This is a genomic window from Pseudonocardia aurantiaca (assembly GCF_039526725.1).
GTDB classification, from domain to species: Bacteria; Actinomycetota; Actinomycetes; order Mycobacteriales; family Pseudonocardiaceae; genus Pseudonocardia; species Pseudonocardia aurantiaca.
In genome coordinates this window covers 24,808-50,558 of sequence record NZ_BAAAJG010000001.1, presented here as the reverse complement: position 1 = coordinate 50,558, position 25,751 = coordinate 24,808, and the positions used below count along the sequence as shown (strand labels likewise).

At 71.0% G+C, this 25,751-nt stretch carries 19 protein-coding genes and 2 pseudogenes; 13 read left to right on the top strand and 8 right to left on the bottom strand.

The genetic code is table 11. From position 1 onward, the window contains the following. Nucleotides 1-15: 15 nt before the first annotated feature. A complete protein-coding gene (locus ABD143_RS00195; protein WP_343969297.1) occupies nucleotides 16-2,598 on the bottom strand; it encodes a helix-turn-helix transcriptional regulator in 2,583 nt (860 codons plus the stop codon). A gap of 239 nt (nucleotides 2,599-2,837) precedes the next feature. Between ABD143_RS00195 and ABD143_RS00190 the strand changes: the two genes are divergently transcribed. The 4 genes and pseudogenes from ABD143_RS00190 to ABD143_RS00180 all read left to right on the top strand — a co-directional run bounded on the left by ABD143_RS00190 (nucleotide 2,838) and on the right by ABD143_RS00180 (nucleotide 6,586). Continuing rightward, on the top strand, nucleotides 2,838-3,044 hold the full coding sequence (locus tag ABD143_RS00190) for a hypothetical protein (RefSeq protein WP_343969294.1): 207 nt from the start codon (nucleotides 2,838-2,840) through the stop codon (nucleotides 3,042-3,044). Between the two features lie 117 nt (nucleotides 3,045-3,161). After that, nucleotides 3,162-3,995 (top strand): annotated as a pseudogene (locus ABD143_RS38075) (serine/threonine-protein kinase); the annotation flags it as partial. A 292-nt stretch (nucleotides 3,996-4,287) separates the two neighbouring features. Next, nucleotides 4,288-5,163, top strand: a complete 876-nt coding sequence (locus ABD143_RS38070; RefSeq protein ID WP_425563735.1) for a pentapeptide repeat-containing protein — start codon at nucleotides 4,288-4,290, stop codon at nucleotides 5,161-5,163. 25 nt (nucleotides 5,164-5,188) lie between these two features. Continuing rightward, entirely contained in the window at nucleotides 5,189-6,586 is a 1,398-nt protein-coding gene (locus tag ABD143_RS00180; RefSeq protein ID WP_343969289.1) for a serine/threonine-protein kinase, read from the top strand. Here ABD143_RS00180 and ABD143_RS00175 read toward each other — a convergent pair. Genes ABD143_RS00175 through ABD143_RS00160 form a run of 4 tightly spaced genes read right to left on the bottom strand, consistent with a single transcriptional unit; the run spans nucleotide 6,568 to nucleotide 10,741 of the window. Then, on the bottom strand, nucleotides 6,568-7,398 hold the full coding sequence (locus ABD143_RS00175) for a protein kinase domain-containing protein (protein ID WP_343969286.1): 831 nt from the start codon (nucleotides 7,396-7,398) through the stop codon (nucleotides 6,568-6,570). The two genes, ABD143_RS00180 and ABD143_RS00175, sit on opposite strands and share 19 nt — an antisense overlap. After that, a complete protein-coding gene (locus ABD143_RS00170) occupies nucleotides 7,395-8,684 on the bottom strand; it encodes an FHA domain-containing protein (RefSeq protein ID WP_343969283.1) in 1,290 nt (429 codons plus the stop codon). Before ABD143_RS00170 ends, ABD143_RS00175 begins: the two co-directional genes overlap by 4 nt. Beyond that, nucleotides 8,684-9,124 (bottom strand): hypothetical protein, encoded by a 441-nt coding sequence (locus ABD143_RS00165; RefSeq protein WP_343969281.1) that lies wholly within the window; start codon nucleotides 9,122-9,124, stop codon nucleotides 8,684-8,686. Before ABD143_RS00165 ends, ABD143_RS00170 begins: the two co-directional genes overlap by 1 nt. Nucleotides 9,125-9,136: 12 nt before the next feature. Continuing rightward, the gene (locus ABD143_RS00160; protein ID WP_343969279.1) at nucleotides 9,137-10,741 is read right to left on the bottom strand and encodes an FAD/NAD(P)-binding protein; all 1,605 of its coding nucleotides are present in this window, start codon (nucleotides 10,739-10,741) and stop codon (nucleotides 9,137-9,139) included. Between the two features lie 140 nt (nucleotides 10,742-10,881). Here ABD143_RS00160 and ABD143_RS00155 point away from each other — a divergent pair, with 140 nt between their 5' ends. The 5 genes from ABD143_RS00155 (at nucleotide 10,882) to ABD143_RS00135 (ending at nucleotide 19,944) form a co-directional block, all read left to right on the top strand. Beyond that, nucleotides 10,882-12,951 carry a cation:proton antiporter domain-containing protein gene (locus ABD143_RS00155; RefSeq protein ID WP_343969276.1) on the top strand — a complete coding sequence of 690 codons (2,070 nt, stop codon included), beginning with the start codon at nucleotides 10,882-10,884 and terminating at the stop codon, nucleotides 12,949-12,951. After that, the gene (locus ABD143_RS00150) at nucleotides 12,948-14,399 is read left to right on the top strand and encodes a serine/threonine-protein kinase (protein ID WP_343969273.1); all 1,452 of its coding nucleotides are present in this window, start codon (nucleotides 12,948-12,950) and stop codon (nucleotides 14,397-14,399) included. Before ABD143_RS00155 ends, ABD143_RS00150 begins: the two co-directional genes overlap by 4 nt. Nucleotides 14,400-14,572: 173 nt before the next feature. After that, entirely contained in the window at nucleotides 14,573-17,128 is a 2,556-nt protein-coding gene (locus tag ABD143_RS00145) for a helix-turn-helix transcriptional regulator (protein WP_343969270.1), read from the top strand. Nucleotides 17,129-17,454: 326 nt separating this feature from the next. Continuing rightward, a complete protein-coding gene (locus ABD143_RS00140; RefSeq protein WP_343969268.1) occupies nucleotides 17,455-18,864 on the top strand; it encodes an FAD-dependent oxidoreductase in 1,410 nt (469 codons plus the stop codon). A 33-nt stretch (nucleotides 18,865-18,897) separates the two neighbouring features. Then, a complete protein-coding gene (locus tag ABD143_RS00135; protein ID WP_343969265.1) occupies nucleotides 18,898-19,944 on the top strand; it encodes an alpha/beta hydrolase in 1,047 nt (348 codons plus the stop codon). Nucleotides 19,945-20,033: 89 nt separating this feature from the next. Here ABD143_RS00135 and ABD143_RS00130 read toward each other — a convergent pair whose 3' ends face one another. Both ABD143_RS00130 and ABD143_RS00125 read right to left on the bottom strand, forming a co-directional pair. Beyond that, nucleotides 20,034-20,885, bottom strand: a complete 852-nt coding sequence (locus tag ABD143_RS00130; RefSeq protein ID WP_343969262.1) for an SAM-dependent methyltransferase — start codon at nucleotides 20,883-20,885, stop codon at nucleotides 20,034-20,036. A gap of 276 nt (nucleotides 20,886-21,161) precedes the next feature. Continuing rightward, nucleotides 21,162-21,257, bottom strand: a pseudogene (locus ABD143_RS00125) (IS5/IS1182 family transposase); the annotation flags it as partial. Between the two features lie 986 nt (nucleotides 21,258-22,243). Between ABD143_RS00125 and ABD143_RS00120 the strand changes: the two are divergent. The 3 genes from ABD143_RS00120 to ABD143_RS00110 are packed head-to-tail and all read left to right on the top strand — an operon-like array spanning nucleotide 22,244 to nucleotide 24,122. Continuing rightward, nucleotides 22,244-22,729 carry a helix-turn-helix transcriptional regulator gene (locus ABD143_RS00120; protein WP_343969259.1) on the top strand — a complete coding sequence of 162 codons (486 nt, stop codon included), beginning with the start codon at nucleotides 22,244-22,246 and terminating at the stop codon, nucleotides 22,727-22,729. Further along, nucleotides 22,674-23,378 carry an NsdA family TPR-like regulatory protein gene (locus ABD143_RS00115; RefSeq protein ID WP_486362828.1) on the top strand — a complete coding sequence of 235 codons (705 nt, stop codon included), beginning with the start codon at nucleotides 22,674-22,676 and terminating at the stop codon, nucleotides 23,376-23,378. Before ABD143_RS00120 ends, ABD143_RS00115 begins: the two co-directional genes overlap by 56 nt. Nucleotides 23,379-23,396: 18 nt before the next feature. Beyond that, nucleotides 23,397-24,122 carry a 5-formyltetrahydrofolate cyclo-ligase gene (locus ABD143_RS00110; RefSeq protein WP_343969254.1) on the top strand — a complete coding sequence of 242 codons (726 nt, stop codon included), beginning with the start codon at nucleotides 23,397-23,399 and terminating at the stop codon, nucleotides 24,120-24,122. A 1-nt stretch (nucleotide 24,123) separates the two neighbouring features. Here ABD143_RS00110 and ABD143_RS00105 read toward each other — a convergent pair whose 3' ends face one another. Further along, entirely contained in the window at nucleotides 24,124-24,522 is a 399-nt protein-coding gene (locus ABD143_RS00105) for a sigma factor (protein WP_343969251.1), read from the bottom strand. A gap of 205 nt (nucleotides 24,523-24,727) precedes the next feature. Here ABD143_RS00105 and ABD143_RS00100 point away from each other — a divergent pair, with 205 nt between their 5' ends. Next, nucleotides 24,728-25,744: an alpha/beta fold hydrolase gene (locus ABD143_RS00100; protein WP_343969248.1), complete on the top strand. Its 1,017-nt coding sequence runs from the start codon at nucleotides 24,728-24,730 to the stop codon at nucleotides 25,742-25,744. Nucleotides 25,745-25,751 lie beyond the last annotated feature (7 nt).

The following is a 25,751-nucleotide window of genomic DNA, read 5'->3' as shown; positions in this document are numbered from 1 at the left end:
GACTCCGGGATCGGGTCAGCGTTCGGAACCGTCCCGCAGAAGCGCGGCGAGTGCGGCCCGGTCGTTGACCCCGACCTTGCCACAGGCCCGGTAGATGTGTCCTTCGACCGTGCGCACGGAGACGGTCAGCCGCGTGGCGATCGCCTGGTTCGTCAGGCCGGCGGCGACCAGCATGGCGATCTCGCGCTCGCGCTCGGTGAACGGCAGCGGAGTTGCAGCCCCGCGTAGCGCCGGGCTGGACGCGCCAGGGCACCGTTCGGCCAGCGCGGTGGCTCTGGCGGCGGCGGTGCGTGCCGAGCCCCGCAGCCCCTTTCGGGTGTAGGCAGCGGCGGCGTGCGCGGCGGCGTCCGCGGCGTGCTGCAGCACCCCGATCTCCTCGAACTCACGGGAGGCCGCGGTCAGAGCGGCACCGTTGTCGGTGGCGAGGCCCGCCGCGTGCGCGGCGGCAACGGCGGCGAACGGGCCGTCCACCCTGGTGGCGAGCGCTGCGAGGCGTTCGGCCGATGTGCGGTCACCGAAGCGCACCGCGGTGTGCAGCGCCATGACCTCCTGGGCGCCGCGGTCCGCGGCCAGCTCGGCGGCGTGCCGGGTGTGGGCAACCGCGGTGCTGAGCGCGCCGTCAGCGGCCTCCACCCATGCGGCCGCGAGCGCACCTTCCACAGCGAGCGCTGCCAGCCCGGTGGGTGGGAGCGCTGCGAGTTCGGCAAACGTCTGCCGGGCCGGCCCGCGGCTGCCGGACTGGGCCAGTGCGATCGTCATGTCGGCCAGGCATGCGAACATCCAGCCGCCTGCGGGGCCGAACGGGGCGAGCCCGGCGCGGGCTTCCCTCAGCAGCCGGAGCGCTTCGGCGACGTGGCCACGGGTCAGCGCCACGCGGCCGTTGACCAGGCTGCACGCACCGTTGGCGAGTGGCATCTCACCGAACCGCTCCGTGAGCTCCCGGCCGATCAGCTCCACCTCGGCCAGCCGTCCGGCCAGGAGCAGCGCCATCCCGTGCCATGCCCGTATCGGAATCTCCATCCAGCCCAGGTCCAGCGAGCGCCGCGCGGCGGCCACGCCGCTCTGCTCAGCCAGTTCGAGCCCGTCGAGCCGGCCGCGCAGCCCGTGTGCAGCCACCAGCGCCCAGCTCGCGTGGGCGACCCCGGAGTCGGAGAGCCCTGGTTCGGCGAGGGTGGCGGCGGCCAGCGCAGCGGTCGCGGCGCCGCCATTGCGGAAGGCGTCGACGGCGGCGCGCAGCGCGTCCAGCTCGGTCGAGGCGGCCCGCCCGGCCACGGCGCCCTGAGCGCGGGCCAGCACGGCACCGGCCAGCTCGGGCCGACCGGTCATGAAGGCGTAGGCGTCGACCTGCAATGCGGCCGCCTGGACGTGCTCGGTGTCGGTGCGTGCGTTCGCGGTGAGTTCGGCAAGCTCCTCGTCGGCCCCGCCCGCGTGCCCGACGATCACGGAAGCCAGAGTGAGCCGGGGTGCGAAGCCGCCACCGGCAGCGATGGCCGCGCGCGCCAGCCGCTCGGCGAGCCGCGCGTCGGCACGCCCAGCCGCCGTCCTGGCGGCGACGGTGAGCAGGTCGGGGTCCGGTGTCAGATCGGACTCCATGGCGAGAACGCCCCGGCGCAGCACCTCGGCCTGCGCACCGCCCGCGCCCGCGAGCGCTTCGGCGATCCGCCCGCGCAGCCGCCGGGCTCGCAGCACCCCGCACCGGGCCCGCTGCACCTCGCCGAACAGCGGGTGGGCCAGTCGGACCTCGTCACGCACGACGTCCACGACGACCAGCCCACGGACCTCGGCACGCTCCACGGCGTCGTTACCGGCGAGCTTGCAGAGGAGGGCCGGGTCCAGCGGCTCGCCAAATGCCAGCAGTTCCACGACGTCACGCTCGGCGTCCGAAAGCGAGCCGATCCTGGCTTGCACCAGTTCGGCCAGGCCCGGGGAGAGCGTCGGGCGGCCCGACCAGAGCCATAGCCCGTCCAGCGGGCGCAGCCGGCCGGCCTCCTGCTCCCCGGCGACCAGCTCCCGCAGGTACAGGGCGTTGCCCTGGGTGAGTTCCCAGAGCCGGCGGGCGACGGACCGTTCCACCGCACCCTGCAGCACCGCCTCCAGCAGCACGGTGGTCTCGACCGCGGAGAGCGGCTGCAGCTCCAGGCGAGGCAGATGGCCGTCCTTCCACAGGGCCGTGATCGCGTCGGGTGTCGGCTCGCCGCTGCGCAGCGTCAGCACGACGGTCGCTACGCCGCGCACCACTAGCTGGTGCACCACGGCGGCCGAGTGATCGTCGAGCAGGTGCGCGTCGTCGACGGCGACCAGCGTCCCGGACGGCCGGGCGCCGGTCCGGACGGCCTCGACCGCGTGGCCCAGCAGGTTGGCCGCCGGTGGCAGTACACCGTCGAGCACGGCACCGAACGCACCGAACGGCAGATCCCGAGCGGAAGCCGTGGCCGTCACCCAGCGGGTGACGACGCTCGCGCCTGCGTTGGCCACCATCTCCCTGGCCAGACGGGTCTTGCCGACCCCGGCCGCCCCGGCGAGAACGGCGCCGGCGGGGCGCTCGGCGAGCAGCCGCAACTCCTCGGTGCGACCGACGAGCGGCCAGTCCCCGGGCACAGCGCGGAGCGTAGCCCGGGCGGGTCTGGGCAGAGCTGACCGGTACCGCGCCGGTCGGGTTACCGTCAGCCCGGACCGCATGCCGAGGGCGAAGTGCGGAGGGCCGGTGCCCTCGGCCAAATCGATCGGCGGCTCACGGCGGGAAGAACCATGCTCGCCTTGGTGGTACCTCCCGCCGTCGCGAGCATGAGTAGGCAGCTACCTGCGCTGCACCTTGACTGCGGGTACACCCTCAAGGGATGCCACCCGATCCACCAGCAGGCGGCCTGCCCCGGGACGAGGCGATGCAGCTGTTGACCCCGGTGCACTCGCTCGCCCTGCGGTTGCGTGACGCGCATCTGCCCGACCCGCTCATCGCCGAGTGCCTGAGCATCGAGCCGGAAGCGCTCGGCCCGCTGCTCGAGGTGGCGCAGGCCAAACTGGCCGCACTCCTCGCCAGCCGCTGACCGGGCCGGCGCCGTCGACAGCGTGGCGTCAGGACGGGGACCTGCGCCCGACTCGCAGGCCGCAGGCATGACCGAGGAGAGCCAGGACTCGGCATTGAGTTGATCGTGCCGTTGCGCATGTGCGGGTGCGCTGTGCGCGGAACGAGTAGCGCACTACGCGTGCTAACGGAGGAGCGCCCTTCAACACTCGGCCCAGGCCTTTCTCACCTGGAGTCGTACACCATGCCTGCGATCTGGAGCGTTCCTGGGTTCACCTACGTGCGCGAGTTGGGGCGCGGCGGAGGCGGCACGGTGGTGCATGCGACCGACGACGGCACCGGCGCGAACGTCGCGATCAAGTACCTGGGTGACGATCTGCTGGCCGACGAGGCGTTCCGGGAGGCGTTCCGCGCCGAGGCGCGGCTGCTCGCCGGGCTCGACTCCCGGCACGTCGTCCGGCTCTACCAGTACGTGGAGAGCCGCGACGGAGCGGCGATCGTGATGGAGTTGGTTCCGGGGACGTCGCTGCGGTCCACCCTTGTCGCGCACGGCCCCACCGAGCCGGAATCGGCGCTGTCGGTACTGAAGGGCTCGTTGCTCGGCCTCGGCGCGGCGCACGCGGCGGGCGTGGTGCACCGGGACTACAAGCCGGAGAACGTGCTGGTCGACTTGAACGGCGAGAGCAAGCTGGTCGACTTCGGAGTAGGGACCAGGGCCGGCGGAGCAGGTGACGGGTCCGGCACCCCCGCCTACATGCCTCCGGAGCAGTGGGCAGGCGGAGCTGCCAGCCCGACGGGGGACATCTATTCCGCCACCGCGACGTTCATCGAATGCCTCACCGCGCGGCCACCGTTCGCGGCTCAGGACATGGCGACGCTGCGCCACATGCACGAGCAGTCACCGGTCCCGATCGAGCAGGTTCCCGAGCCGCTGCGGGACCTCGCGCTTCGTGGCCTGGCGAAGAACCCGGCCGACCGTCCCCCGGATGCGGAGGTGTTCCTCGCCGAGTTGGAGGCCGCGGCGGTGGCCGGGTACGGCGAGGACTGGGAGGAGCGGGGCACGGGCCGCCTGGCCCGCCGCGCCGCCCTGCTGGCCTTGCTGCTTCCGGTGGCTGCCGGGGCGGTCGGCGGGACCGCGATCGGAGCGACGGTGCTGGGCCGCGGCGGGCGGGTGCGGTTGACGGTCGCGGCCACCACGCTGGGGCTCCTCATTGCGGGCGGTGTGATCGCCGGCATCGGCCTCATGCAGGACAGCCGCGTCGTGAATGCGGAGGCCGCCGCGCTCCCCCCGGTCGCGCCGACTTCCGCCGCTCCGCTGCCCGTCCCCGCGGACGAGGTCGCCGCCCCGGTGCCGGTGCCGGAGCCGGCTCCCGCCGAACCGCAGGTCGCGGCCGAGCCCGAGCCCAACCCCGGTGCCGGAGCAGATCCCGGTGGCGCCGCGGTTGTCCCGCCGGCCCCGGCCCCCGCCGGTGGCGGGACCGACCCAGGCCCCGGCCCGGAGCCGGAGCCGGAGCCGGAGCCGGAGCCGGAGCCGGAGCCCGAGCCGGAGCCGGAGCCGGAACCCGAGTCGGATTTCGTGTCGGAGTCGGATTCCGGGTCTGATTCCGAGTCGGGGTCGGAGTCGGGGTCGGATTCCGGGTCGGAGTCGGAGCCGCCTACGTCGGAGCCGCCTACGTCGGAGCCGCCTACGTCGGAGCCGCCTACGTCGGAGCCGCCTACGTCGGAGCCGCCTACGTCGGAGCCGCCTACGTCGGAGCCGCCTACGTCGGAGCCGCCTACGTCGGAGCCGCCTACGTCCCCGCCCACGTCCCCGCCCACGTCCCCGCCCGGCCCGATCGTGCGCAGCGTGGAGACCGACGTGTCCGATGGGCTGGACGACCGGGCCGACCTCGATGTGGGCGACGAGCCCGAGCCGGAGCCCACGACCGAGCCGGAGCCCGACCCGATCTTGCGCAGAGAAGAGGCCGACGAGCCCGAGCCGGACACCTCGTCCGACGACGGGGACGACGGCGCGCCCGCCGACGAGGACAACGGGGACGACGGCGCGCCCGCCGACGAGGACAACGGGGACGACGGCGCGCCCGCCGACGAGGACAACGGGGACGACGGCGCGCCCGTCGACGACTGACGCGGGCCCGTAGATCACCAGGAGAAGGAGCGACCACCGTGAACGTCGAGGCCGAGGCCGGTCGGCTGTTCGGACCCTACCGACTCGACCAGCTTCTCGGTCGCGGCGGGATGGGGGAGGTCTTCCGGGCCTACCACGTCGAGCAGGACCGCGTCGTAGCGCTGAAACTGCTGCTCGAGGAGTTGGGGGACGACCCGGCGTTCCGGGAGCGGTTCCTCCGCGAGTCCCGGGTGACGGCTCGTCTGACCGATCCGCACGTCATCCCGATCCACAACTGGGGTCAGATCGACGGGCGGCTCTACCTCGACATGCGCTACGTCGAGGGCGAGGACCTCGGCGACCTGATCGATCGCAGCGGGCCGATGACGCCGGCGGAGGCCGTCGACGTCGTCTCCCAGGTGGCCGGCGCGCTCGACGCCGCGCACCGCTCCGGCCTGGTGCACCGCGACGTCAAGCCGTCGAACGTGTTGCTGAGTACGGACGTCGCCGGCCCGGCCCGGTTCGCCTACCTCGTCGACTTCGGGATCGCGAGAGCGACGTCCGGCGAGACGGCCGCTGCGCTGACCCGGGCCGGCACCACGCTGGGCAGCCTCGACTACATGGCGCCGGAGCGGTTCCTCGAGATGCCAGTGGACGGCCGCGCGGACGTTTACTCCCTCGGGTGCATGTTGTACGAGTGCCTCACCGGTGAGCGGCCGTTCCCTCTCGACGGCCTGGCGCCGCGCATGACCGCCCACCTGAACAGCCCGCCACCCGGACCCTCCACCCGCCGCGGGGGCGTGCCCGGGTCGTTCGACGAGGTCATCGCGACCGCCATGGCGAAGCGCTCGGCCGATCGCTACCCAACGGCGGGCGCGCTCGCCGAGGCCGCCCGCCGTGCGCTGAGCGCCAGACCATCGACGCCCGGCCTGGCTGCGCAGGCCGCGCCGTCGCGGGTGCCGGTCCCGCCTGACATGCGCACGATTCGACCGGGAGCGCCATCGGCGCCCGGCCCGGCTGCGCAGGCCGCGCCGTCGCGGGTGCCGGTCCCGCCCGACATGCGCACGATTCGACCGGGAGCGCCATCCTCGCTCCCGCCGCCACCGCCTGTACCGCACCGCGTCCCGGAGCAGGCCGACCAGCAGACGGTGCGGCAGGCACCTCCCGTCCGTCCGGCCGGTCGGCCGGTCGCAGCCCCGCCACCGTCGCTCCAGGAACACCCCACGGTGCGCGGGGCCGGGTCGACGGGATCTCGCGCCACCCCTCTGCCCGGGAGGCACCCGGTGCCACACCCGGCCCAGCCCCCGAACCCCCCGAGCGCGCCGCCCCCGCCTCCCCCGAACTGGCGGGTGGCCGAGGCACGGAAGGACCGGTCCGGGGGTGGACGGATCTGGCTGCTCGTGATCGTCCTGCTGGTGCTCGCCGCCCTGGTGGCCGGTTACGTGCTGCTCATCTGAGCGAGCCGGTCGGCTACCTCGCGTGCGCTGGTGATCCGGGCGTCGCCGGCGGCGAGGCACTCGCCGACGAGCTCGGCGACCTCGGGCGGCAGCCCTGGGTGCAGCTGGGGCGCGCCTGCGAGCACCTTGCGGATGGCCAGCAGGGGTTGCGCGTCGGGCAGCTCCCCGAACAGCCCGGCCCCGGACAGGGCACGGTGCACGGTGGCGCCGAGGGCCCAGATCTCGGTCCGCCGCGACGGGCGTGCACCGGCGAGCAGGTCGGGGTCCATGAACTCGACCGAGGTCGCCCGGCCCAGCCCGGTGAGCGTGTTGCCCGGGCTGAGCAGCCGGGCGAGCCCGAGGTCGGACAACCTGCCCCCGATGCGGCCGTCGCCCTCGTCGGCCAGCAGGACGTTCGTCGGTGTGATGTCGCCGTGGGCGAGGCCGGCCTCGTGCAGCGCGTGCGCCGCGCGCGCGGCGTGCTCCAGCACGACCATCACCGTGGGCATCGGCAGCGGCTGGGCAGGCGCGGCGAGGGAGCCGAGCGGCAGGTACTCCATCGCGTAGGCGAACCGGTCGTCGAGGACGGCGTCGAAGACCCGCACCAGGTGCGGGGACCGGACCGCGGCGAACGCCCGCAGCTCCCGGACGCCACGCTCGTAGGCCTGCTCGCCGATCCGGTCCCCGAAGACCTTCAGCGCGACGAACTCCTCGGCCAGGCCCAGCCGGGCCGGTGGCCGGGCGAGGTAGAAGCGGCCGTTGTTGCCCTCCGCGAGCATCCGGACGATCTCGTAGTCGGCGATCGCGGCCGGCGTCGCGCTCGCGGCGGTCACCGGACACCCGACGGCGACTCGAACACGAACGTGGCTTCCCCGAGCCGGACCTTCGTGCCGGGCACAAGCCGGCGCGACTCGCCCGGGGCGAGTTGCTCGAAGCCCTCTCCTGGCGGCGCGACGAACGTGCCGTTGCTGGACCCGCTGTCGACGATCATGATGTCCCACCCCTCGAGCCGTATCTCGGCATGCACCCGTGACATCGAGCCGGTGTGGTCGTCCACCGCGATCGGCCGCAGCGCACCGCTGCGCACCCGTTCGTCGGCGTCGGGCATTCGGCCGATCAGGTACTCGGCGTCGACCGTGTAGGTCGTTCCGCTGTCGAACACCAGCAGCCCGAGAGGCGGGCGGTCGCCGATCACCAGCAGGCCGGTGCGCTCGTTCATCCGGATGCCGCACAGCACGCAGAAATGTGACCGCGGGTCGTTCAGATGTCCTCGCGAGCAGAGATGGCCCTGCGCCTGGGGAGCCTCGGCCGCGCCGTCGCCACCCGGGCCGGCCGGCTCGTGGTGATGGATCCCGCTGTGGCCGGACGCAAGAGGTGGCCGTGGCTCATCTTCGGTGGCCCCGAGGATCTGCTCGGCACGCAGCGGAGGCGCGAGCATCGGCCGCGCCGCCGGTGCGACGGGCGGAGCCGTGGTCACGGGCGGGGCCGTCGTCACGGGCGGGGCCGTCGTCACGGGCGGGGCCGGCGGCGGGGACAGCGGTGGGGGCGGATGCACCGGTGAGGGCGCCTCCGCCTGCCGCAACGCGGCCAATGCCGGCACCACGACGTCGTGACCGGGCAGCGTGTCCGCGTGCCGCAGCACGACGCCGGCGCCGGGCACGACACCCGCCCGCAGGTCGTACATCTCGGAACCGGGGCCGGCCGGTTGCGCGGCACCGTCGAGCGTCAGCTGCACCGGGGCTTCGGGCCGCACCAGCAGCCGGTCGGTCCACGATGCCGCGTCCGTTCCGGAGATCTCGGTGTCCAGCTCGGGGATCAGCAGGCGTACCCCGCCGACGAGGAACACAGCCAGCCCGTCGTCGGCGGTGGCCGACACCGCGCCGAACCGGAGCTGCTCGATGCCGTCACCGATGCCGCCGAGCCAACTCGCGAGCCGCCTGGCCAGCACGCGTCCCGGTGAGCTGCCCGCGGTCTCGCGGCACAGCTCGACCAGCGCGCCCAGGTGGCTCAGCGCCTGCTGGTCGTCGGCGACCTGGGCGACGCACACGATTCCGGGGAAGCGAGCGACGAGGCCCGCCCCTGGCCGCACCGCGCAGCGGAGCCCGTCGAAGTCGGTCATCACACCAACCTTCCGCCGCGGAACCGCCAGTGCACGAACGGCACCCGCATCGGCCCGTTCGCGACGAGCCACACCAGAACCCAGGTCGTCGCGAACAGGATCGCGAACGCGGCGAAGGGAACGCCGCCGGCAAGCCCCGGCACGACGCCGAGCACCAGCAGGACCCACACCAGCGCCCCCTCGTTGAGGACGGTGATCAGCCCGAAGAACGTCGGCCAGTCCTTCTCCCAGCGGAACTGCTGGATGAAGTGGTAGATGAACTCCCAACCGACGCCGAGGACGAGGGTGGTAAGCAGGACGGTGAAGGTCATCCGGTAGATCTCGGGAAGGCCACCGCCGATGCCCGGCAGCACCGGGCTGATCAGCAGGGTCCAGAGACCGCCGATGACGGTCAGCAGGAATATGCGGGTCTGGATTCGCCCGTTCAGCGTGGGAAGCATCGTCGTGTCCCTTCAGATGTGCTTTCCGCGTGCCCACCGCCACCACTGGCGGGTGGACCGCAACGGGCCGAGACGCTTGCAGAAGCCGTCCCGCGCCAGGTCGTCCGCGATCTCCTGGGCCGCGATCTGCAGGCCGAGGAACGTGTCCACGCCGGGGAAATAGCCGCCCAGCGTGGCGGTTCCCGAGGCGTAGCACCGGCCGGGATCGCTGCGGGTGCCACGGACCTCGAACGTGCGGTCGACGTCCAGTCGGTCCAGCGGGTTGCGTCCAGCGCCGCCGTGGTCGAGCAGGTCGGCGAGTACCCGGTGCTCAGCGATGTCGGCTTCGAGGCCGGTGCAGTCGATGACCCCGAGCACCGTCATCTGCTGGGGGCCGTTCTCCGTCTTGAGCTCGACCCTGACCTGGCCGGAACCGTGCGGCTCCATCGCGGTGATCTCGCCCTGGAACGCGCGGTACCACCCTTCGCGGCGGCCCCGTCTCAGCTGCTCCTGCCATGACCTGCGGACCGGAGTGTTGGTGCCGCCGAAGATCTTGTAGAGGTCCGCGCGTTCCTTGCCCTCCAGCTTGCGCACCCGCGACTTGAGCTGCCCACCCCACACGGACTTCGGGTAGTTGAAGCCCTGGTAGGCCCAGCCGTCACGACCGCGGCGGCGCATCCAGATGTTCGGGCCGTGCGAGCCGGTGACGAAGGTGCGGAAGACGTGCTGGATCTGGGTCTGCAGGCCATGCGCGTCGCGGTCGTCGATCAGTCGCTGCAGGACTCGCGAAGCCACGATCCCGCCCCCGCGCACGAGGACGACCCCGGGCTTGGCTCGTAGCCTGCCGTAGATCTGCTCGTGCGGTTCGTAGGCGTTGACCACGCTGCCGTAGTCGCGGTGGCGTTCCCGGTACTCCATCAGGTCGGGCAGGAACTTCAGGCCGGGATAGCCGACCGCCACGTGCACGTACGTGCTGCGATACGCGATGCGACGGGTGCGGCTGGTGTTCTCCGGCGGCGTGAGGATCGTGAAGTACCCGCCGCCGATCCGGCGGCGCACCATCCGCACCTGGCCCTTGACGACCATGTCGGGGTAGGAGATCCGGTGGTACTCCTTCTCCATCGACGCAAACGCATGCCCGGCCCGCGGCGTGTAGTAGTCGGCGAAGATCGGCTCGACCGCCACCTGCAGGAGTGGGCGCAGCGACCGGTCCGCGATCGCCTCGCGGACGGCGTAGCTCGGGAAGCCCCAGATGTTGTCAGGGCAGGACGCGGAGTCGGAGCGCAGCCGCTCCCCGCGAGGGATCTGGGAGACCCTGGTGAGGTACTCGTAGCTCTCCCACGGGTGTTCGAGCTGGGTGAGCACGCGGATCGCCGATGTGGGCACCCCGCAGATGCGCAGGTAGTCCGCAGTGACGAACGACCCGATGCCGCCGCCGACCGACACGAACGGGACGTCGACCACCGGGATCCCGGCACGCGCTACGGCCTCGTCGGACCACCAGTCGGTCTCGATCAGTTCGGTCGTGAGGTCGCCCGGCTGTGATGCTCCGGTGGGGTCGGACGCGGCGGCGCGGTCCGCGCCCGGGAGGAGGATGGTGTCCTCACGCACGGCGCACCGCGCCGTCAGGCGTCGCATGCTCGATCATGCGGCAAGACTCGGACGGCCCGGCGGGACGATCTAGCGTAGTCGACTACTCGTTTCCTGCTGCCCTGATTACCGGAGAGTCGGCGGCGGGCTCGTGATCGACGCCCACGCTAGCCGGAGGGGGCGCCGTCATGGATACGAAGGTCGTCATTGCGTTCGTGCTGCTCGACGTCGCCGTCGTCGTCGCGGCCGCGCGGCTCGCGGGCCGGCTGTTCCGCAGGTTCGGCCAGCCTGCGGTGCTCGGCGAGATCGCTGCCGGGATCGCGCTGGGGCCCACCCTCCTCGGGTTGTTGCCGGGCGATCTCGACATGCTGCTGTTCCCGATGGAGGTGCGCGGCGCCCTCGCGGTGATCGCCCAACTCGGGCTCGTGCTCTTCATGTTCATCGTCGGCCTCGAGGTCGACATGTCGCTGATCCGGGGGCGGGGGCGCGCGGCGAGCGCGGTGGCCGTGAGCTCGATGGTCGTGCCGTTCGCGCTCGGCGCAGGGGTCGCGGTCGTGTTGTACCCGCTCCACGACACCGTGGGGGACCGGCCGGTTCCGATGCTCGGGTTCGTGCTCTTCCTCGGGGTCGCCATGTCGATCACGGCGTTGCCCGTGCTCGCGCGCATCCTCGCCGAGCGCGGCATGCATCGGACTCAGGTGGGCGTGCTCGCGCTGGCCTGCGCTGTGATCGACGACGTCATGGGGTGGGTGCTGCTCGCGGTGGTGGTCGCCGTGGCCGCGGGCGGCGACGTCGCGGGGGTGGCCCGGATCCTCGGTCTCACGGTGGTGTTCGCGGTGCTGGCGTTCCTCGTGCTGCGGCCGTTGCTCGCCCGCATGACGGGGTGGTACGACCGCGCGGGCAGGCTCACCCCGGACATGCTCGCCGCGGTGTTGGTCGGGCTGCTGCTCAGCGCCTTCGTCACCGAGGAGATCGGCGTGCACGCCATCTTCGGGGCGTTCGTGTTCGGCGCGATCATGCCGCGCCGCGGGGCTGCCGGGCTCACGAGGGAGATCCTCGAACGCCTGGAGCAGGTGAGCCTGCTGTTGCTGCTGCCGGTCTTCTTCGTCGTCGCGGGCCTGCAGGTCGACGTCGCGAGGGTCGGCGTCGCCGGCCTCTGGCAGCTCGGCCTGATCATGGCCGCCGCGATCGCCGGCAAGTTCCTCGCCGCCATGGTCGCCGCCCGCACCCAGCGGATGCCCCGGCGGCAGGCCACGACGATCGGCCTGCTGATGAACACCCGTGGGCTGACCGAGATCGTGATCCTCCAGGTCGGGGTCCAGCTCGGGCTGCTCGACCAGACGATGTTCACCCTCATGGTGATCATGGCGCTGATCACGACGGCAATGACCGGCCCGCTCGTGCGGATCACCTACCCGGACCGGGTGATCCAGCGGGAGATCGACGCCGCCGACCGGGCCGAGGCGGGCGACGCCGAGGCCTACACCGTGCTCGTCGCGTTGCCCGGTGAACGCGCGGCCGAGTTCGCCGAACTGGCCACCCAGCTGGCCGGCCGTGAGGACCCCGTCCGCGTCGTGCTCTGCCGGCTGCTGCCGGCTCCGCCGCGGCTCGAGGTCGGCAGCGGGGTGACCGGCGAGCTCGCGGTGATCGCGGCCGCCGGTGACGAGCTGCGCGGGCTCGTCACCAGACTCGAGTCCGACGGTCGGATCCGCGCCTCGGTGATCGTCCGGTTCGCCGCCGATCCGGCGGCGGAGCTCGCCGCGCTCGCCGGGACGATCGGCGCGGACCTCGTCGTCGCGGCGGCCCCGCCGGGGCGAACCGGCACCGGCACCGGGTTGCCGAGGCCTGCCGGTGTGGCCGGCGTGGAGGTGCGGTTGGGCACCGGATCGCCGGCGGCCCCCAGGGTCGTCGTGCTGGTCGACGGGGACGTGGGCGGCCGCGCGGCGGTACGGCTGGGGTCGCAGCTCGCGCTCGCGCGCGAGGACGAGCTCGTCGTCGGCGGCGCGGCCGGCAAGCGGGCGGCGCGCCAGGCCGCCGCCGCGATCGCGGCCTTGCGGAGGGCCGGCGTACCCGTCGAGGCCGCGGACGAGGACGCCGAGAGTGCGGCCGCCGTCCTCGTCACCGCGGCGGACTCAGAGCCGACCGGCGGGACCGACGAGTCGGTGACCCTGCTGCGCGTGCACGCCGACGACGCCGACCAGGACGACGAGCTGGACCAGGTCGTGGCCCGGATCCGCGTCGCGGAGCCGGCCCGATGACCCAGGAGGCGTTCGGCCCGTACCGGATCGACAGGTTGCTGGGCCGGGGCGGGATGGGCGAGGTGTATCGCGCGCACGACTCCGTGACAGATCGGGTCGTCGCGCTCAAGGTGCTGCGGGCGAACCTCAGCGCCGACGAGGAGTACGCAGCGCGGTTCCGCCGCGAATGCCGCAGCGCGGCGCGGATCAACGAGGCGCACGTCGTCCCGATCCACGGCTTCGGTGAGATCGACGGGCAGCTGTACCTGGACATGCGGCTGGTCGAGGGCGTCGACCTCGGTGCCTGGCTGCGCGAGTACGGCCCGATGCCGCCCGATGCCGCCGTGGCGGTGATCGGCCAGGTCGCCCAGGCGCTCGACGCCGCACACCACCACGGGCTCGTGCACCGCGACGTCAAGCCGTCGAACATGATGCTGAGCAACACCGACGGCTCGGTGGTCGATCCCTCGACGGTCTTCGTCTCCTTGCTCGACTTCGGGATCGCTCGGCCGCGCACCGGAGCCGTCGGCCCGGAAGCCGCGGTGCTGACGCGGAAGGGCGCTCTGCCGGGTTCGCCGAGCTACATCGCCCCGGAACGCCTCGACGGGGTTGAGGGCGATCCACGGTCGGACGTGTACTCGCTCGCCTGCGTGCTCTACGAGGCGCTGACGGCGGGCCCGCCGTTCACCGGTGACCTGCCCGCCCTGATGGGTGCCCACCTGCACAGACCGCCACCGCAGCCGAGCACCGGACGCCCGGGCGTGCCGGCCGGCTTCGACGCGGTCGTCGCGACGGGGATGGCCAAGGATCCGGGAGAGCGCTACCCGACCGTGGGCGAGCTCGCCGCCTCGGCGCGCTCGGTGCTGGGGATCACCAGCCCCGACACCGCCGTCACGGTCGCTGCGGGCGGTCGGCGGCCACCGCCACCGGCACCGGCACCGGCACCGGCACCGGCACAGCCACCGGCGGGCGCCGACGGCGTGACCGTCCGGTTCGGTCCCGGCGTGGCCACCACGTCGCCGACCCCGCCACAGCCGCCCGGGACCCGGACTCGCGCGCCGCGCCGCCGCGCGCGCCGCTCGCTGGGCGGGGTGCTCGGCACCGTCCTCGTCATCGTCGCCGCTGTCCTCTTCTATCTGCTTCAGCGCCAACCCGATGAGCTGGCGGTGCTGGAGGCGGCCGTCGCGCCTGCCGCCGAGCCGGGACCGGCGTGCGACGTGACCGTCGACGTCGTTGGAAAGGTCCAGACGAACGGGCGCGCCGGGACGATCACCTACCAGTGGTTCCGCAGCGACGGCGAAAGCACCGCGATGCTGACCCAGACGGTTCCGGATGGGACCTCGACGAGCGACGTCCACCTCCTGTGGACCCTCAGTGGCACAGGGCGCTACGCCGCGACCGCCACGCTCCGGGTGCTGGCTCCGAACCCGGTCGAGGCGGCAGGGGGGTTCACCTACGACTGCCGCTGAGCCGCGGCCGAAATCCCTCCACCGGTCGTGCCGCCAAACGATGTATCCGCGGCGACCGGATCCCCTCTATTGCGTGGGCGGGGGCCATTCGAGGGGGAGGGGTGGCTGTGTCACGCGCAGCGACATGTACGCCGAGATCGACGTCGAGAATTCGTGCCGGCACCGCATGGGGTGTGGATGTCGCGGGGCGCTGGCCGATAGTCGGCCGCAGCGGCGAGCTCGGCAGCGCCGCCACGGCGATCGACCCGGACGGCGGGCGGGCCGGTGTGGTCGTGGCCGGAGGCGCTGGGGTCGGCCGGACGAGGCTCGCATTGGAGGTGCTCGACGCAGCGTCCCGGCGGGGCGCGACGACCGGCTGGGCCGTCGCGACGGCGGCGGCGAGCAACGTACCGCTTGGCCCGTTCGCGCACCTGATCTCCATCGGATCGGCCCCCGCGCCCCACGCCGCCGTCGAGCAGTTGCTCGCCGCCGGACAGGCCGGGATGGTGCTCGGGATCGACGACGCGCACCTGCTCGACGACTGGTCGGCCGCCTTCGTGCACGGCATCGCCACGAGGTCCGCGGCCCGGCTGGTTGTCACCCTGCGCGCCGGCGTGCCGGCCCCGGATGCGATCACCGCCCTGTGGAAGGACGGTCTGCTGGCCCGGCTCGATCTGGTGGCGCTGTCACTCGACGACGTCACCGAGCTGCTGACCGCCGTGCTCGAGGGGCCCGTGGAGAGCCACACCGCGGCCCGGCTCTGGGAGACGACGGCAGGCAACGCCCAGTACCTGCGCCATCTCGTCGAGGACGAGCGTGCTGCCGGCAGGCTCGCCACGACCCTCGGGGTGTGGCGGTGGCAGGGCGAGCCGCAGCCGGCCGCGTCACTGATGGAGCTCGTCGCGGTGCGGATGGGGCCATTGAGCGCGCCGGTCCGGCATGTGTTGGAGCTGCTGGCGCTGGCCGAGCCGCTGGACGTCGGCCTGCTCGACGGGCTGGTCGAACCGGCAGCGTGGGAGGAGGTGGAGCAGCGGCAGCTGGTCAGCGTCGCCGCCGGTTCCGACGGCAGGCTGCGGGCCCGGCTGACTGTTCCACTGCACGGGTACGTGCTCCGGTCAGCGATGCAGTCAGTGCGGGCGCGTCGCCTGCGTGGCGTGCTGGCCTTCTCGCCGGCAGGCGGTGACATCGTCCGGCGCGCCGGGCTCGTGCTCGACAGCGACGTCGCCCCGGACCCGGACCTGTTCGCCGCTGCGGCCGCCGAGGCGCTCCGCAGGGGCGAGCTGCCCCTCGCTGACCGGCTGGCCAGGGCAGGGGTAGGTGTCGATGCCGAGCTGACGCTGGGGAAGGCCCTTGCCGGGCAGGGGCGTGCGGGGGCGGCCGAGGCGCTGGCCGCCGCGGCCAGCGCCTCGGCGGCGACCGGCGCACAGCGGCTCGACGCCGCGATCGCGACCGCCACCCACCGGTTCGGGGTCGGGCGCCCCGAGGAAGCCGAACGGGCGCTGCACCGGGTGGCAGGCGAGGACGAGGCCGAGACGACCGGCGCCGCGTTCGCCCTGCTCGCCGGTCGGCCCGTGGAGGCGGAGCGGACCGCCCGCCGGGTCGCCGGCCGCGGCACCCCGATGGGCGCGCGGGCGGCGGCCGCACTCGTCGGCGCACTCGGATCGCTGGGCAGGGCGGAGGAGGTGCGGGCGGTGCTGCCCGTCGCGCTCGACGCGGCAGCGCGGTCGCCCGACGCGGCCCACCTGCGTCCGATGGTGTGGTTCGGCCACGTTCATGCACTGCGGCAGGCCGGGCTGATCACCGAGGCCGCCGATGCTGCGCGCCGGTACCGTGCCGCCGCGGGGTCGGTGCCCGTGCTCCGCGAGAAGGGCACGCTGATCGAAGCCGTGGTGGCGCTCGACCGGGGGGAGCTGACGTCCGCGGTGGACCTGCTGCGCGAGGCGGCAGCGGGGCTGCACGGCAACGACCCCGACAACTGGGGGTTCCGGGCATTCGTCGCGATGGCCGCGGCGCACGGCATGGCGGGCGACGCCGAGGCCGCTCAGGTGGCGCTGGAGCAGGCCCGGGCCCGATACGGGCCCACGGTCGCGCTGTTCGCCCCTGAGCTCGCGCTGGCCGCGGCGTGGGGGGCGGCGGCGGAGGGCGTTCTCACCGAGGCCGTCGCCGCGGCGCACGAGGCGGCATCCCTCGCCCGCGGATCTGGACGGCTGGCCGCCGAGGTGGAAGCGCTGCACACCGCGGTGCGGTTCGGTGCCCGGGACGTCGCGGGCAGGCTCGCCGAGCTCGCCTGCCAGGTCGAGGGCCCCCGCTGCGAGCTGGCCGCGCTTCACAGTGCGGCACTCGCCGCGGCGGACGGCGGGCGCCTGGACGACGTGTCCGTGCGGTGGGGCGAGCTGGGCGCCTTGCTGCTCGCCGCCGACGCCGCTGCGCAGGCCGCCGAGGTCTACCAGCGCGCCGGGCTCAAGGGCTCGGCGCACGTTGCGGCGGGCCGGGCACAGCGGTGGGTTAACAGTTGCGGCCCGGCCCGCACCCCCGCGCTGCGGGCGACGGCCCGACGGCTGCCCATTACCGCGCGGGAGCGGGAGATCGCGGCGCTCGTGGCGACCGGGCTGTCGAACCTGGAGATCGCGAAGCGTCTGGTGGTCTCCGTCCGCACCGTGGAGGGCCACATCTACCGGGCCTGCACGAAGCTCGATGTGCCCGACCGGTCGGCGTTGGGGGCGTTGGTGCGGCAGGCCGAGGCATCGTGAGGGCGATGGTGAGACGGTCTTCCTGACTGAACGCTGACGATCTCGCCGCCGACGCCGAGAGCAACCTGGCGTACGCCGACCAGCCCAACCACTACCGGTGTCTGGTGGAGACCTGGGTCACCCGTCAGGGGCTCCATGTGATCAAATCACCATCACAGTCGGTACCTGGACAATCACCCCACCCGGCGCGACCTCACGTCCGCTGGGCGGGGCGCCGTCCCGCTGCGGCTGCACCGCACGCTACTTCGACCACTCGCAATCCGTCTGTGAAGAGGAAACCGGTGCCGAATCCGTCCCGCGCCTTTGCAGAGCTCAGCACGACGCACGTGCCGGATCATCCGCGACAGGTGATGGGCCGCGCGGTGGTTCTCGGCGGAAGCATGGCGGGGCTGCTGGCCGCCAGGGTCCTGAGCGACCACGCCGACGAGGTCGTCATCATCGAACGCGACGACATCGGAGCAGCGGGTGGCGTCGAGGCGCGACCGGGCGTGCCGCAGGGCGCCCACGTGCACGCCCTGCTCCCGTCGGGGCAGCTGCAGCTGGAGCGGTGGTTTCCTGGCTTCGCCGACGACGCCGTCGCCGCCGGCGCCCTGGTCCCTGATCACTCCGCTGTCCGCCACTACGTCAACGGGACCCTGCGGCGGTACGCGAACGATCTGACCATCCGCGGCAGGGCGCTCTCGACCACGCGACCGTTCCTGGAAGGGCTCGTACGCGCGCGGGTCGCGCGGATTCCGAACGTGCAGATTGTGCGTGGGCGGGCGGCCGGGCTCGTGATGACCGGGGGCCGGGTGTCCGGTGTGCGCTACCACCCGGGCGCCGCCGACCCCGCCCCCGACACGCCCTCCGACACCGACCGGGCCGACGAGACGCTGACCGAGCCCGCTGACCTGGTGGTCGACGCCATGGGCCGTTCCAGCAGGCTCGGAGACTGGCTTACCGAGCATGGACTGCCCACCCCGCCCATGCGTCGGATGCCCATCAAGCTCACCTACGCAACCGCGCTGTTCCGCCGCGACCCACAGATCAGCGACATCGACGTCGCGTTCTCGCAGACCCTGCCGGCGCCCGGGCGCGCCGCGCGGATCGGCGGGATCACCGCCGTCGAGGGCGACCGCTGGATCATGCTGGTGGCCGGGTACGGCGATGACCGGCCCAGCCGCGACCCGGCCGATTTCACCACCCGGTGCCGCCGGGACTTCCCGGCCGTGTTCGGCGACCTCGCAGAAAACGGCGAGCGAATCAGCGACGTCGTGACCTACCACCAGGCCGACAGCAGACGCCGAGACTTCCACGCTTTCGACCGGCTGCCCGCCGGCTTGATCGCGGTCGGCGATGCCGTGGCGTCGTTCAACCCGGTCTACGGCCAGGGTATGGCCGCGGCCGCACTGCACGCCTCGGCGCTGTCGGCATACCTGCGCCGCGATCCGCGCCTCGACGAGCCCGCCACCGACTACTTCACGGCGATCCGAGTCGTCATCGATGCAGCGTGGCAGATCTCCACCACAGCCGACCTCGCGCTTCCCCACATCGACGGGCCCTACCCGCCCGGGTACCGGCTCCTCGCCGGCATCGCCGACCTGATCTTCATGACGTCGGCGGACGACCGGGAGCTCAACCGGCGACTGAGCATGGTCACGACGATGCTCGCCCACCCCAACTCCCTTGCCCAACCGGGTGTGCTGTTGCGCGCTGCGCGGGCCCGCATGAGACGCCGCGTCCCTGCCACGTCGTGACCCGCCCACCAACGCTGATCCTGCGAGGTTTCCGTGCGCCACAAATTCAGAGCGGCTGTGATCGGATTAGCCGTTGCGTTCTGCTCGGTCGGCTTGGCAGGTGCGTCGCTGGCCGCGGTCGCCGTCCCCACTGTCGAGGATGAACAGGACTGCCGCCGCACCGCGTTCACCGCCACCAACGTTCCGCTCGTCGTCAGCAGCCCGGCCCGTGTCTCCGGCGAACTGTGCGCCGCCGCAGGCGACAGGGTCGTGCATCTGCTTGTTCCCGGGGCCACCTACAACAGCAGCTATTGGGACTTTCCCTACCAGCCGGAGCGCTATTCCTACGTCCGCGCGATGCGCGATGCCGGAATCTCCACGTTCAGGCTCGACAAGTTGGGGACAGGCGGCAGCAATCGCCCCGCCTCGCTGGAGATGTCACTGCTCTCGCACGCCGAGGTCGTGCGCCAAGTCGCCCAGGCGCTGCGCACCGGATCGCTGGGGCAGTCCTTCGAGAAGGTAGTGCTCGTCGGGCACAGCTACGGAACACTGGTCACCTACGCCGCGGTGGGGGCCGATCCGAATCTCGTTGACGGCGTCATCGCCACCGGCGTTTCCCGAGGCCCCGACCTACCTGGCCTGGTCGAGATCTTGGTGACGTTCTCCCACCCGGCGTGGTTGGAAGGGGGGCGTTTCAGCGGGCTGGACCCTGGCTATCTGACCACCATCCCAGGGCAACGCGGCGACTTCTATTACGGCCCATCGGTCGATCCCCAGGTCGTCGCGATCGATGAGGCGACCAAGGACGTGCAGAGTACGACGGATCTGGCCACCATCGGCCTGCCACTGCTCTCCACACTCAACTTCCGCAAGCCGGTGCTCAACGTGATGGGCGAGAACGACCTCGTCTTCTGCCAGCTCATCCCGTGCTCATCGCCGCTCAGCCCGTGGAATGCGGAGCCGCTGCTCTTTCCGCAGGTCTCCAGCTACGACAGCCTGATCGTCCGCGAGACCGGCCACAACATCAACCTGCATCCCAACGGTCATGTCTTCTTCGAGAAGGCCATCGAGTGGACCCGCGCGAACATCTCGAATAACTGATCATCGGCCGAGTCGTCGCATTTCGGCCGGGGGAGACCCCACCTCCGGCGCCGTGTGCTCACCCGAAGACGAAAACGGCGCGGAGGCCGTCAGGGCTTCTTGCCCAGTCCGGCCACGAGCACCGTGGCCCACGGCCCTTCGGCCTTGGTGGGATCGGTGGGGCGCCACTCGTTCGCGTACACGAGGCCGGGTTCGACCATCTCCAGGCCCTCGTAGTAGGCGCGGAGCTGATCCCAGGTGCGCATGTATCCGCTACCGACCTGCGAGACGACCTCGGCCTCCAGTTGCGCGTCGGCCTGCGGATGGTCCTCGCGCAGCAGGTTGACCGTGAACAGGTAGGACCCTGACGGCATCCTCTCGATGAGGCGCCGCGTGACCCCGGCCGGGTCTTCGCTGTCCGTGAGGTGGTGCAGGACGCTCGCCATGAGCACTGCCCACGGCTTGTCGAGGTCGACCAGGTCGGTGGTGTCCGGGGAGTCGAGGATCGAGTCCGGGTCGGTGGCGTCTGCCTGGGCCACTGACGTGGTGCGGTTGTCCGCCAGCAGGGCGCGGCCGTGGGCGAGGACGATCGGGTCCTTGTCGACGTAGACGACCCGCGCGGTCGGGTCCAGCTGGTGCGCGATCTCGTGCACGTTCTCCTGTGTCGGCAGACCTGACCCGATGTCGATGAACTGCCGGATGCCGGCCTCGGCGGCGAGGTAGCGCACGGCCCGCTGGAGGGCCCGCCGATTGGTTACACAGACTTCGGTGGCCCCGTTGTCGTACTTCGCGTTCAGCGCGTCGGCTGCGGCCCGGTCGACCTCGAAGTAGTTGTGGCCGCCGAGCAGGTAGTCGTAGACGCGCGCTACCGAAGGCTTGCTGAGGTCGAGAGTCCAAGGCTGACTCTCGCCGGCTTGCGCGTTCTCAGCGATCTTCTTTTCGAGCCAGCTGGGCTCGGCCATGTCAACCTCCGGCAGGCGAGTGCTGCGCAAAACGTAGCGCAGGCGTGATCCACTGTAGAGGAGGAGTCGCCAACGGGTGACGGGCGCTCGTGCGAGAGCTGGGTGTGACAGGTGCTCTCGCCCGGGGGCTGCGGAGGCAAGGGCGTGGCGGTCGGCTCGGCACCAGTCCCGGCCACCCAGGGAACGACGACACGGGAGCGGCTCCCCACGCTGTTCCAGCAGGGACGGACAGTGCTCACAGAACCATTCTCAGTAGCTGGCGTTCTGCTGTGTTGATCACGTTTTCCGGTCGTGCTCGTGGTGGAGCAGGACCAAGGCCGCCGCGGTGGTGATCATGCCGATGCGGCAGGGACAGAGGGTGACCCGACGCAGCCGGACCGCCTCTTCTACCGAGATCCTACGCCCATCCTGATCATCTTCGCGTCCTAGGCGTGTCGCCCGAGCCACCCAGACCTGCTACTACTGGGAAGGCTTACTGTCGTAGAGGGTTGGATAGAACTGGTCTGATCTAGCGGTGCCGAGAATTATCTTGCCGCACACCGCCGAGTTTGGCGGCGCAGTAAGGACACGGCTTGCCTTCGGGCGTTGTCATCGAAGCCGGGGTAATCGACCGGCTGCACAGGGTGCGGACGCGATAACCCGGCAAAGGGTTGGTGGCGTAGAGGTCGGGCACCTGGTGCGCCCATCCTTCGTCAAACTGGTCAGTGACCGGAGTCGTGAACGGGCCGTACACGGCTATCCGCCGGATGAACGGTTGGTCGACGTCGCGTCAGCGTCACGACGCCACGCGAAGTCGCCGCCTAAGGGAGGCACTGGCGCCGTAGCCTCAACCCGCTTGGCAGGCCGGGCGCTTTCGGGCTTCTGCCGCTTCGTGGCTGGCAGCAGTTTCGACGCCAGCGAAGCGTAGCCGTGCAACCGGCACGGCCATTCCTGGTTTCCACTTTGCGCGCCCAAGCCGCAAACCCTGCAACGGCCGGAACGGTCGCTGACGTGTTCCGTCAGGATGCGGGTAACGATACCTCCATCGCTGGCCATAAATGCCACGATCGGGTCTATCTCGGGAGCCTTGCCCATGCCGCTATCCCCGTACCTGGCGACGTCGTGCCGACCTGGAACCGACCAGCGCGGGCAGTCGGGGCATCCCGCGCTGGTCGGTGTCAATTGCTCCGGCGGCTGGCTCTGCTGGTTGCCGTCGGCCGCTTCCGGAGCCATGGCCTCAGCCAACCGGCGGCAGGCCATGGGTGACATGGCACGCGTGTCGCGAGTTTGTTGCGCGGCCGTCGCATCAACCCGTCTGGCCAGGGGGTCCGCTACCGTGGGCTTTCGGAACTTCGTCCGATCTTGGGGGCTGAGCGGGGATGTATGGTCGACGTCCGCGCTTGCAAGCGCAACGCAAAGCGGCTGGCTTCACGCAAGAGTCGCTGTCCTACGCCTTGGGCAATGATCGGACGACCGTCGCCCGTTGGGAGTCCGGCGTCACTGAGCCGGAGGCCTGGATAGGTCCGAAGCTGGCTCGCATGCTCGGCGTGTCCGCTGACCGGCTCGCCGAACTGTTGGTACCGGAACCGATCGACGTGGCGTCCCGCGGGTTCGTGCGCCCGGGTTCCGGCCGGGTTGACCCGGCGGCCATCCGCTCGCTGACGACCCAGGTAGCCGCTATCGCCAAGCGCTACGAAACCGAGCCGTCCACCGCGCTCGTGGCCGAAGCCGGGCAGAGCCACGATTCGGCGATGTTCCTGCTGGCGCAGGGCGGCAACGAGCACACGCAACGGCAGTTGGCTCAGCCAACTGGTCTGGGACGCCTCCGGCCGCCGGGATGGTGCGGCGGCCACGACTTACTGTGAGGCCGCAATCGGGCACGCGACGGAGTGCGGTGACCCGGTCGCCATCGCGCACGCCGAACTGCGCAAGGCCTACGTCCACTTGTACGGCTTGGAGGAGCGCCGTGACCCCCGGGCAGGCCTCATCGGGGCGCAGGCCGCCGCCTACCAGAGTCAGCCGGTTAGCTATGCCCTGTATGGCTTGGCCCAGCTCCACATCGGCGAGGCGTTCGCCATGCTTGGCGAGTACCGCCAGTGCGAACAAGCCCTGAGCTCGGCAGAAACCGCGTTCGGCAAAATGCGGCCGGATGACGTGGCCGCCGACGTGTTCTCTCCGGCGCAGTTCGGCCGTCTGGCCGGTTCCTGCTACCTTTTCCTTGGCCACCCGGAACGGGCCGAATCCTTGCTGGCGGGCACGGTCGGCCTGCTGCACGACCGACAGAAGACCCGTTCGCTGGTGCTTGGCAACTTGGCGCTCAGCTACATCCGGCAACGGCAGCTTGACGCGGCCGGCCCGACGTTGCACCGGGCGATTGACCTGCTGGAACAGAGCCGGGGTGGTGGCGGTATGTCAGTGGTGTTCGGTGCGGCTCGAGAGTTGTATCCGTGGCGCGACACGGCCGCCGTCCAAGACGTCCATGACCGGTTGCTTGGCCTGATGGTTCGAGCTTGAAACGAGGTGCGGTACCAAGTGCCAGACGAACGGGCGCAGAAGGCTGAGCTTCGGGAACGGGTTTGGTCGGCGCTTGACGCGGCCGGAGCCTCACCGGGTGGGGCGCGTGGCCGTATTCCCAATTTCGTCGGCAGCGACGCGGCGGCTGATCGGGTGCGGAATCTGCCAGGCTGGCGACGGGCACGTAGCGTCAAAGCCAACCCCGACCGAGCGCAGCAGCCAGTACGGGCGCATGCGCTTCGGGATGGTAAGTTGCTGTTTATGGCGGTGCCGAAACTGGCGCGGTCGAAGCCGTTCTATCGCCTTGACCCGGCCGTGTTTAAAGTCAGCCCGGAGCGTCTGGCCGACCGCTACCGCGCCGCTGAAGTTGCGCCGACGGTGGCTGTCGACACCATGCCGCCGATCGACTTCGTGATTTGTGGCAGCCTGGCAGTTAACCGTGACGGCGTCCGGATTGGCAAAGGAGCGGCTACCGATATCGAAGTAGCCTTGCTCGTCGAACATGGCTTGTTGCGGCCGCAGACGATCATCGTCACTACAGTCCACGAGCTCCAGCTGCTTGACGAACCGTTGCCGCAACGGCCGCACGACTTCACGGTGGACTACATCGTGTCACCGGAACGGGTCATTGCCTGCCCGCCCCGAAAGCCGCCGGGCGGCGTGGACTGGCGCGCTTTGGAGCCGGGGCAGCTTGACGCTATCCCGGTGCTGCGTGCGCTGGCCGAGTATCGCGCCGAGTCCTAGATCAGGCTTCTATCCGGGCCTCGGGTCCGAGCGGCATGTCGATCGCTCCTTTGAGCAGGGCGTCGGGAAACGGCTCGAGCCACGCGACTTCGCCCAGCCAGGTCGGCTCGGGCGGTTCAACCGCGGGCATGTCCCACGCCTTGGCCGGGCGTCGGTCGGCTGAGCGAAGCACGTTGAGGCACCGGTTGATGGCGATGCGGTAGAGCCATTTGCGGATCGAGGCGCGCCCCTCGAATCCTCCGAGACCTTGCCACGCGGCCAGCAGCGCGTCCTGTAGGGCGTCCTCGGCGGCCCTTGCGTGCGAAGGGGCCGCGGTTTTCTTACCGGGCGGCAGCGGGCGGCCGTGGGAGGTGTTGCCAAGGAAATCAAGTCGGCCGGCGGATCCGCCGCTGTCCACCACCCCTGTCGCGAACCTCCTCGAAGAAGAGCTTGAAGTACAGCGCCCCTCGGTCCCGGCCTGCGTCCGAGACAGATGAGCCTTGACAACTGGCCTCCAAGGTGCTATAGGAGTCCATCGCCTGCGGGGTAGTCCGTGTTCATGTCTCAGAGGGTGGCTCGTGCCGTCCGACGTTTTGCCATCGGCTGGAGGCAGACAGGAGATTCAGATGGTGGATTACGAGATCTACGAGTTGGGTGACGTCCGGCTCAGTACCGGACAGACACTGCGCGATGCCAAACTCGCGTACAAGACGTACGGGACGCTGAACGAGGACAAGTCGAACGCCATCGTCTACCCGACATGGTACTCGGGACAGCACTACGACAATGAATGGCTGATCGGTGAGGGCATGGCGCTCGATCCCTCGAGGTACTTCATCATCGTCCCCAACATGCTTGGCAATGGCTTGTCGACGTCGCCGAGCAACACTCCCCCGCCGCACCAGGGGAGTCGTTTCCCCAAAGTCACATTCTACGACAATGTCGAGCAGCAGCGCCGACTGGTGGCGAATCACTTCGGTATCGAGTCGCTCGCTCTCGTCACTGGTTGGTCCATGGGCGCTGGCCAGACCTACCAGTGGGCGGTCAGCTATCCCGACATGGTGCAGCGGATTCTTCCCTTCTGCGGCTCCTCGAAGACTGCCGAGCACAACATCGTGTTCCTCGAAGGCGTCAAGTACGCGATCATAACCGACGCGGCCTGGCAGGAGGGCATGTACGACAAGCAGCCCGTCAAGGGGCTGCGCGCCGTGGGGCGAGTCTACGCCGGCTGGGGTCTCTCGCAGGCCTTCTACTGGCAGCAGCTCTATAAGAAGGATCCTTTCGACTTCGCCACGCTGGAGGATTTCCTCGTCGGGTTCTGGGAGGGTCTCTTCCTGGCAAAGGACGCCAACAACCTGTTGACGATGTTATGGACCTGGCAGAACGGCGACATCGGTCGGACGCCGGGGTTCGCGGGAGACCATCTGCGCGCGCTGGCCTCGATCCGAGCGAAGGCCATCGTAATGCCGGCAGAGAAGGACCTGTACTTCCCGCCCGAGGACGAGGAGTTCGCGGTCTCGCACATGCCCAACGCCGAGTTGCGGGTCATCCCGGGTGTGTGGGGGCACTTCGCCGGGGGTGGCGTGAATCCCACCGATACCGCGTTCATCGATCAGGCTCTCAAGGAGCTTCTCGCAAGGTAGGAGGTTT

What these genes read in the sequence shown, in the direction of transcription:
- ABD143_RS00190 (WP_343969294.1), top strand. Translation starts at nt 2,838, where the DNA reads ATGCCACCCGATCCACCAGCAGGCGGCCTGCCCCGGGACGAGGCGATG.
- ABD143_RS38070 (WP_425563735.1), top strand. Translation starts at nt 4,288, where the DNA reads ATGCGGAGGCCGCCGCGCTCCCCCCGGTCGCGCCGACTTCCGCCGCTC.
- ABD143_RS00170 (WP_343969283.1), bottom strand. Translation starts at nt 8,684, where the DNA reads ATGACCGACTTCGACGGGCTCCGCTGCGCGGTGCGGCCAGGGGCGGGC.
- ABD143_RS00165 (WP_343969281.1), bottom strand. Translation starts at nt 9,124, where the DNA reads ATGCTTCCCACGCTGAACGGGCGAATCCAGACCCGCATATTCCTGCTG.
- ABD143_RS00160 (WP_343969279.1), bottom strand. Translation starts at nt 10,741, where the DNA reads ATGCGACGCCTGACGGCGCGGTGCGCCGTGCGTGAGGACACCATCCTC.
- ABD143_RS00155 (WP_343969276.1), top strand. Translation starts at nt 10,882, where the DNA reads ATGGATACGAAGGTCGTCATTGCGTTCGTGCTGCTCGACGTCGCCGTC.
- ABD143_RS00150 (WP_343969273.1), top strand. Translation starts at nt 12,948, where the DNA reads ATGACCCAGGAGGCGTTCGGCCCGTACCGGATCGACAGGTTGCTGGGC.
- ABD143_RS00130 (WP_343969262.1), bottom strand. Translation starts at nt 20,885, where the DNA reads ATGGCCGAGCCCAGCTGGCTCGAAAAGAAGATCGCTGAGAACGCGCAA.
- ABD143_RS00120 (WP_343969259.1), top strand. Translation starts at nt 22,244, where the DNA reads ATGTATGGTCGACGTCCGCGCTTGCAAGCGCAACGCAAAGCGGCTGGC.
- ABD143_RS00100 (WP_343969248.1), top strand. Translation starts at nt 24,728, where the DNA reads ATGGTGGATTACGAGATCTACGAGTTGGGTGACGTCCGGCTCAGTACC.